We start from the raw sequence: 8,016 nt of genomic DNA, 5'->3' as shown, positions 1-8,016 counted from the left end.
TCAACCGAGGCGCGCATTCTACAGCAGCTCATTTGCTGTCAAGTGATTATTTTCAGAAGTTTTCAAGGATTTCCTTAACAACTTTCAACCACTTCGCTTCCGATCACTGTTAGCGGGAGGCGAATTCTACAGCGTTACACACGACCGTCAACCCCCTAATCTGAAAATTCTTTTCCCTGATCAAAGAACCTGGATTTCCCCTATATAAAGCTGCTGCTCCCCATACAAAGCACGAGGGCAACGGGCAGCATGCCCGCGCCGCTATAGAGACGCTTCTTTAATAGCACCGCTCAGGACACAGCGCTTAGCCGACTGGGCAGATGAGGCGGGCTACGCCTCTTATATAAGGCAAGAGAAAGCCGACCATATGAAAACACCGACACCGACTTAATAGCGGTGCGTGCTCGCCCGTCACCCAGAAGAAGAAAGGCCCTACCCAGCAAGGCCTTTTTTTTCACTCACGGAAAAGTGATGATCGCCGCCCAACCGCAACAGCAGAGGAACCTGGACGATGGAATTGACGCTGGAAGCCATTGCGCTTTTTGCCCTCAAACTGGCTTATGAGACCGAAGGCGCCAGCCCAATCTTAAGGGACGATCAGCTTATGGCCGAGTATGAACGGGAAGTCTTCGGCTTGCTGGTGCGCGCTGCCGATGTCAAAGCCATCCAACTCAAAGTGGATGTCCCCCTGAGCTTGGCGCTGAAGACAGTGGGCGGCGCGGATACCGTACTCGGGCGCGAGCTACAGCGGCTGGCCGCAGAGGTTCGCCAGGCACAAACAATGGAAGCACTGAACGCTCCACTTGGCCTGCTCAAGGATTACCTGAAAGACATTCAGTGAAGGCTTTTCAAACACAAGGACTGCCCCATGATCGACTTCAACAACAAAGGCTTCTTCAAGCTCAAGCAGAACCATGAGTACGCCGAACGCGTTACGTCCCTGCTGCTGGACGACGAGCAAGTGGTCGACGCTTACAAGTCCATGCGCGATGGTGTGGTGTTCACCACAAAGCGGATCATCGCCGTGAACGTGCAAGGCATTACAGGCAGTAAAAAAGACTTCACCTCCCTGCCCTACAAAAACATCGTCGCGTACTCCGTGGAAACCTCAGGCACCTTTGATCTGGATTCAGAGCTGGAAATCTACTTCTCATCCCTGGGAAAAGTGAAATTCGAGTTCACCGGCAAGACCTCAATGGTTGAGATATCGAAGCTGATTTCCAAGCACCTGCTTTGACCTCCCCCCGGCAATGATTGCGACCTGAAGGCCTGAGCCAAACCCTAATCCTCTCAGCCCGGTTCATATCTCTATCGCAAAAGCCACCTATGCTTCGTTGCTAGAGACAGCCAGCACTCTATTTTACCGACGTTGACTAAAGCCTCTGCACCACTGCTGTTGCCAAAGAGCACCCGGCGAGGGCTTTAAAGCCTCGCCAATCAGCCCGCGACCTTTGGTTGCGGCCTGACTTTTTTTCGCCACGAGAGTAATCTCCCGCGGCCAACGTTTTTTCGGACTGGCCCAGGGCGGGTCTGAGGTTATAAATCCATGTCAGCACTTCAAAAAACCGAGCTGGAACAAGCGCTTGCCGTGTGCAAAGGGAGCTTTCTTTCAGTCGGTTTCTTCAGTTTCTTCGTTAACCTGCTGATGCTGGTTCCCTCCTTTTATATGCTTCAGGTGTATGACCGCGCCGTGGGCAGCGGCAGTTTGTCGACCCTGCTGATGCTGACCCTGATCATGCTGTTGTTGATGGTGACTCTGGGCAGCCTGGAGTGGGTGCGCTCGCGGATCATGGTGCGCATCAGTACCCGCCTGGAAACCCTGCTCGGACAACGGCTGTTCGACGCCAGTTTCAAGCAGGCCCTCAACACCGGCGGTATGAACGCTTCGGCCCAGCCGTTGAGCGACTTGAGCAGCCTGCGCCAGTTCCTCACTGGCAATGGTCTATTCGCCTTCTTCGACACCCCGTGGATTCCCATCTACCTGGCGGTGATGTTCATGTTCCACCCCTGGTACGGCTGGATGGGCGTGATCAGTGCCCTGTTGCTGGCCGGCCTGGCCTATATCAACGACAAGCTGACCAATGGCCCGCTGCATGCCGCCAACCGCGAGCACATGACCGCCACCAGCTTCACCAATAAAAGCCTGCGCAATGCCGAGGTGGTGGAGTCCATGGGCATGCTCGGCCACCTGCGCCAACGCTGGAGCGCACGGGTGCACAAGGTGCTGTCCCTGCAAAGCTCGGCCAGCGACCGTGCCGGGGCGATCTCGGCGATTTCCAAGACCTTCCGCCAGATCGTCCAATCCCTGGTTCTCGGCCTGGGTGCCTACCTGGCGATCCAGCACGAGATTTCCTCGGGCCTGATGATTGCTGGCTCGATCCTCCTGGGCCGAGCGCTGGCACCTATCGACCAGTTGATCGGGGTATGGAAAGGCTTTGTCGGCGCCCGTTCGCAATACGCGCGTCTGCATGAGTTACTGGAAAAGATCGCCGCCGAACCACCACGCATGTCGCTGCCGGCGCCCCAGGGCGCGATCTCCATCGAGAACCTCGGCGTGGCTCCACCGGAAAGCCGCAAGCCGACCCTGCGCGGCCTGAGCCTGAGGGTCGCCGCGGGTGAAATGGTGGGGATCATCGGCCCCAGCGGCTCCGGCAAATCCACCCTGGCCCGAGCCTTGCTGGGCGTCTGGCCGCCCCTGACCGGCAGCGTGCGCCTCGACGGCGCCGACGTGACCCAGTGGCGCCGCGACGAGCTGGGCCCGCACATCGGCTACCTGCCCCAGGACATCGAGTTGTTCGAAGGCACCATCAGCGAGAACATCTCGCGCTTCGGCGACCTGAACGCCGAAGCCGTGGTGGCGGCCGCGCGCATGGCCGGGGTGCATGAACTGATCCTGCAATTGCCCAACGGCTACGACACCCTGATCGGCGCCAACGGCGGCGGGCTCTCCGGCGGCCAGCGCCAGCGCATCGGCCTGGCCCGCGCAGTGTATGGCCAGCCACGCTTGGTGGTACTCGACGAACCCAACTCAAACCTCGACGACGTCGGCGAAAAAATGCTCGCCCAGGCCCTGCAGAAGCTCAAGCAAAGCGGCGCCACCGTGTTTGTCATCACTCACCGCCCCAGCGTGCTGTCCAATGTCGACAAGCTGCTGGTGCTGAGTAACGGCGAGCTGGCCTTGTACGGTCCGCGGGACCAGGTCTGGGCCAAACTGCAAAACACGCAACAGGGTGCCGCCGCCACGCAACCTGCCCCTGTGCAACGATAAGGTCTAGAACAGTCATCCCATGCAAAACTCCACGTCCTTATCCACTGAAACCACCGACCTGCCAGTGGACGACCGCCCAACCCGTCGCGTCGGCTACCTGATCCTGTTCCTCACCTTCGGCCTGTTTGGTGGCTGGGCAACCCTGGCGCCCCTGGACAGTGCTGCCCTGGCCCCTGGCGTAGTCACCGTCAAAAGCTACCGCAAGACCGTGCAACATCTGGAAGGCGGCATCGTCCGTGAGCTGCGGGTGCGTGACGGCGATCAGGTCAAGACCGGCGATGTACTGATGGTGCTGGACAACACCCAGGCACGCTCCGAAATGGAGATGATGCGCAGTCAGTTGATTGCCGCCCAGGAACTTGAGGCGCGCCTGGTGGCCGAGCGCGACGGCTTGCCCGCCCCCCTGCCGGTACCCGGCCTCAACCCCGAGGACCCGCGGGTGCGTGAAGCCCACGACAGCGAAGCACGGATCTTTCAGACCCGGCGCACCTCGCTGCTGGGTGAAATAGGCCTGCAGGAACAATCCATCGGCCAGATCGAACAGCAAATCCGCGGCTTCAAGGCGATCATCGCCAGCAAGCAGAGCCTCGCCCGCTCCTATGAAGAAGAGATCGTCGACTTGCGCGCTCTGCTCGCCGAAGGCTACGTGGACAAATTACGCCTGCGCGACCAGGAACGCAGTCTCTCCCGCTTACAGGCCGAAGTGGCCGAACAGCAATCGGAAAGCGCCCGCGCCGCCGTGCAGATCGGCGAAGCCAAGCTGAAGATCCTGCAACTGAAAAAAGCCTTTGCCAGCGACGTCGCCGGCCAACTGGGGGAAACCCGGACCAAGGTCTACGACCTGCGCGAGCGCCTGGCTACGGTGAAGGACCGCGACCAGCGCACGGAAATCCTCGCCCCCGAGTCCGGCATGGTCATGGGCATGACCGTGCACACCCTGGGCGGAGTCATCAGCCCCGGCACCCCGCTGATGGACATTGTGCCGGCCAGCGAAGAACTGATCGTCGAAGCCCAAGTATCGCCTATGGACATCGACCGCGTCGCCGTCGGCCGCCCGGTGGATATCCGCTTCAGCGCCTTCAAGAGCAGCACCACGCCGGTGATCGGCGGCACCCTGGTGCAGATCTCCGCCGACCGCCTGACCAACAAAGACAACGGCGTCAGCTATTACCTGGCCCGGGTCGCCGTCACCGAAGAAGGCCGCAAGGCCCTCGGCAAACTGGCCCTGGTGCCGGGCATGCCGGCTGAAGTGCTGATCAACACTGGCGCCCGCACCCTTCTGCAATACCTGATGCAACCGGCGACCAACGCCTTTGCCCGTTCGCTGATCGAGGACTGACATGAAGCGTTTTCTTGCTCTGTGCCTGTCCCTCAGCGCCCTGCCCGTCTGGGCTGCCAGCGTCGCCGAAACCGACTACCTGGACCTCTGGCAACTGCAACAGGAAGCCCGGGGCGCCGACCCGCGCGTGCTCAAGGCCCAGGCCCAGGTGCGCAGCGGCGAGGGCCGCAAAGACGCGGCCTTCGGCCAGATGTTGCCCCAGCTCAACGCCAGCGGCAGCGTCAACCGCAGCCGTCGCGACGATGACCTGAGCCGCACTGAATACAACGGCAAGCGTGCAGCCCTGGCCCTGAACCAAGTGATCTACGACCCGCAGGTGTGGCGCAGCTATCAGAAATTTTCCGAGCTGGCGCAGCAGAGCCAATACGAGTCTGCCGACGCTCAGGTGCTCAGTAGCATCGACCTGACTGAACGCTACTTCACCGTGCTGGCCGCCGAGGACGAATTGTCCTTGGTGCGCCAGGAGCTGGAAATGACCCGGAAGAACCTGGACCGGGCCAACCACCTGTATGCCGCGCAGATGATCACCAAGCCCGAGCAGTTGGACATCAAGGCCCGGGTGGACAAGCTGGTGGCCGACGAAATCGAAGCACAGAACAAAGTGCAGATCAGCCGCGAAGCGATCTCCGAGCTGGTGGGGCGGGATATCCAGGAGCCCCTCAAGCGCATCAGCAAGACCCCGTCCTTCAACCTGCCTGCCCAGGAAATGGACTACTGGGTCGACGCCGCCCTGCACAACAACCCGGCCCTACGCGCCCGCGAACACAGCCTGAATGCCGCCGAAGCGGCCGTCGGCGAAGCCAGGGCCGGGCACCTGCCGCGCCTGGGCCTGAACCTCACGGCCCAGCGCAGCGACATCGGTTACGAAGGCACCCTGACCCCGCGCTCGGACAACTTCGTTGCCTCCCTGGACCTGCAAGTGCCGCTGTTCAGCGGTGGCTCCACCAGCGCCCGGGTGGCGGCTTCCGAAGGCGACAAGGACGCCGCCCAGCAAGACCTTGAAGCCCTGCGTCGCCAAGTGCGCAAGGAAACCCGCTCGGCCTACATCGGCATCACCGCCGGGCTGAGCCGGATCAAGGCGACCCGGGTGGCCCTAAGTTCGGCCAAAGCCTCGCGCAAGGCCACGGAGATTTCCTTCAAGTATCACCAGAAGAATGCTTCAGACGTGCTGGACAGCATCCAGAACGAGTTCCGCGCCCGGCGCGACTTCTACCAGTCGCAGTACAAGTTCATCACCAACCTGTTGGTGCTGCACCGTTGGAGCGGGCGCCTGACCGACGCCGATTTGCGCAAGGCCAATGACTGGCTGGTGGTGCCGCCCATGGCCAGCGCTCAACCGGTGGGCAAGGCCAGCGTGCGCTCCAGCCAGGGCCCGGTCTCGGCCAGTGAAATCGGTGCCGAAAACAGATAACCCTGGACCAGGGTGCAGCCCAGGCTTTCCAGGGCGGCCAGCTCCTCCAGGGTTTCCACACCTTCGACAATGCACTCCAACCCCATGTCCAGGCTCAGGGCAATCAGCGATTTGACGATCTTGAAACTGGCCGGGTTGTGCTGGATGTCGGTGACGAAACAGCGGTCGATTTTCAGCTTGGTCAGTGACAGCGCGTGAATCTGGCTAAGGCTGGAATAGCCGGTGCCGAAATCATCCAGGGAGATGCCACAGCCCATCCGCCGCAACAGGCCGATGGCCCGCTGCACCTGGGCGATGTCCTGGATCGCTGCGGTCTCGGTAATTTCCAGGTCCAGGCGCGCCGGGTCAAAGCCGCTGCCGTTGATCACCTCGATAATCGCCGCGACCACATCGGCCGAAGCGCAGTCATGCACCGACAGGTTGAATGACAGCCCGATCTCCCGGGGCCAACCCTGCGCTGCATACAAGGCTTTCTCCAGTAACGGCAGGGTCAGGCGATTGATCATGCCGATGCGTTCGGCAATGGGGATGAACTGGCTGGGCGGCACGTTGCCCAATTCCGGGCTGCGCCAGCGGGCCAGGGCCTCAAAGCCCATGGTGCGGCGGGTACGGTTATCCACCACTGGCTGGAACACCACAAAAAACTCGGCTTGCAGGTCGGCCCTGCGCAACGCCTGTTCGATCAGGGCATCACCGTGAAGCTGGTTGAGGTGTTCCCTGGAAAACAGGCACTCCCCGCCGCGCTTCTGGCCCTTGCTCTGGTACAGGGCGTAGTCGGCGTATTCGTAGACTTCGGTCTCATTGGCAGCCATGTCCGGGAAGGTGGCGATGCCCAGTGAGGCACTGATCTGGATCGGGATGTCCACCAGCAGGAAGGGCTCGCGCAACATCGCACAGACCTTGCGCCCCAGTTCCAGCACCTGCTCGTCGTGCACCGCCTCGGTCATGATCAGGGCAAACTCATCGCCGCCCAGGCGGGCAATGTGGATACCGGGGGCACGCAACCCCTGCAGCCGCTGCCCCACCTGAAACAGCAACTTGTCACCCACACTGTGGCCGTACAGGTCATTCACCGGTTTGAACCCGTCCAGATCCAGCAGCCCCACCGCCAGGCGCGCCCCACTGGCCCGAGCCTGGCTCAACGACTGCTCGAGCACGCTGAAGAACTGCCGGCGGTTGGGCAGTCCGGTCAGGCTGTCGAGGTTGGCCAGCAGGCGGTTCTCGTTGCTCAGCTGTTCCGTATTGGCCTGCATGGTTACCAACTCGGTGAAGGCCTGGTACTGGTTCTGCAGAATCCACAACATGGCAAAGGACACCAGCAGCACGTTGATGGCCATGGCCATGAACGTCATGTTGCGGGTGGACGCAAAAAACAGAATGAAAATGGTGTTCACCACCACCGCGGTGATCAGCCCCGCAGGGCGCAGGTGCATCATGCTGAAGATGCAGGCGATCACCGTGATCGCCATGTAGAACGCCACGTGGGCCTGGGCGTAACTGTCGCCGTAGGGAAACAGCGACAGCGACCACCAGGCAAAAAATAACGCGATGATCCCGGCCAGGCGATTGGTGCGCTGCAACGAGCGGAACATCTGCTCCGCAGACGGCTGCTGTGCCCGGCTACACCACCACAAGGTCGCCCGATAGGTACACAGCACCGTCATCGCCAGCGGGCAGTACACCACCAGCCAGAGCGGCGCGAGGCCGTAATGGGTGGCCGCCAGCGCCAGGGTGTTGACCACCAGCATGAAATACATCAAGGGCAGCTGCCGAGACAGGGCGATGAATTGCGCCCGCAGCAACCGTGGATTATCACTCTGCACCGACATCAGTCCGCGCAGGCGGCCCAGCAAGGTTATTTTCATTGTTGTTGATCCCTGCACTCAGGCTGGCTCATACCCTCATCCCCCACTCGTCATACCGATACTGCTGGAGGGTTTACCCAACTCAACCTGATATCGGCCTGAGCGGGGGCTTCTGCAATCCCGGCGATAAAAA

At 61.0% G+C, this 8,016-nt stretch carries 6 protein-coding genes; 5 read left to right on the top strand and 1 reads right to left on the bottom strand.

The annotated features are described in order from the left end of the window. The first annotated feature begins 511 nt into the window (after positions 1–511). The 5 genes from M1B35_RS04500 (at position 512) to M1B35_RS04480 (ending at position 6,018) form a co-directional block, all read left to right on the top strand. Positions 512–841: a hypothetical protein gene (locus M1B35_RS04500; protein ID WP_268261334.1), complete on the top strand. Its 330-nt coding sequence runs from the start codon at positions 512–514 to the stop codon at positions 839–841. Positions 842–868: 27 nt separating this feature from the next. Continuing rightward, positions 869–1,237 (top strand): PH domain-containing protein, encoded by a 369-nt coding sequence (locus M1B35_RS04495; protein ID WP_268261333.1) that lies wholly within the window; start codon positions 869–871, stop codon positions 1,235–1,237. Positions 1,238–1,546: 309 nt separating this feature from the next. Beyond that, positions 1,547–3,268 carry a type I secretion system permease/ATPase gene (locus M1B35_RS04490; protein WP_123337555.1) on the top strand — a complete coding sequence of 574 codons (1,722 nt, stop codon included), beginning with the start codon at positions 1,547–1,549 and terminating at the stop codon, positions 3,266–3,268. A gap of 19 nt (positions 3,269–3,287) precedes the next feature. Next, entirely contained in the window at positions 3,288–4,607 is a 1,320-nt protein-coding gene (locus M1B35_RS04485) for an HlyD family type I secretion periplasmic adaptor subunit (protein ID WP_123337557.1), read from the top strand. 1 nt (position 4,608) lies between these two features. Continuing rightward, a complete protein-coding gene (locus M1B35_RS04480; RefSeq protein ID WP_123337559.1) occupies positions 4,609–6,018 on the top strand; it encodes a TolC family outer membrane protein in 1,410 nt (469 codons plus the stop codon). On the opposite strand, the gene M1B35_RS04475 is transcribed toward M1B35_RS04480, so the two are convergent. Next, positions 5,940–7,883, bottom strand: coding sequence for a putative bifunctional diguanylate cyclase/phosphodiesterase (locus M1B35_RS04475; protein WP_268261332.1), 1,944 nt, complete (start codon positions 7,881–7,883; stop codon positions 5,940–5,942). The genes M1B35_RS04480 and M1B35_RS04475 overlap by 79 nt on opposite strands. Positions 7,884–8,016: the final 133 nt, after the last annotated feature.

This window comes from Pseudomonas morbosilactucae (assembly GCF_023241665.1).
GTDB classification, from domain to species: domain Bacteria; phylum Pseudomonadota; class Gammaproteobacteria; order Pseudomonadales; family Pseudomonadaceae; genus Aquipseudomonas; species Aquipseudomonas morbosilactucae.
The sequence above is the reverse complement of the archived record's forward strand: the minus strand, read 5'-3'. Positions and strand labels throughout refer to the sequence as shown.

Coding starts and splice junctions, on each gene's coding strand:
- M1B35_RS04500 (WP_268261334.1), top strand. CDS start 512: ATGGAATTGACGCTGGAAGCCATTGCGCTTTTTGCCCTCAAACTGGCT.
- M1B35_RS04495 (WP_268261333.1), top strand. CDS start 869: ATGATCGACTTCAACAACAAAGGCTTCTTCAAGCTCAAGCAGAACCAT.
- M1B35_RS04490 (WP_123337555.1), top strand. CDS start 1,547: ATGTCAGCACTTCAAAAAACCGAGCTGGAACAAGCGCTTGCCGTGTGC.
- M1B35_RS04485 (WP_123337557.1), top strand. CDS start 3,288: ATGCAAAACTCCACGTCCTTATCCACTGAAACCACCGACCTGCCAGTG.
- M1B35_RS04480 (WP_123337559.1), top strand. CDS start 4,609: ATGAAGCGTTTTCTTGCTCTGTGCCTGTCCCTCAGCGCCCTGCCCGTC.
- M1B35_RS04475 (WP_268261332.1), bottom strand. CDS start 7,883: ATGAAAATAACCTTGCTGGGCCGCCTGCGCGGACTGATGTCGGTGCAG.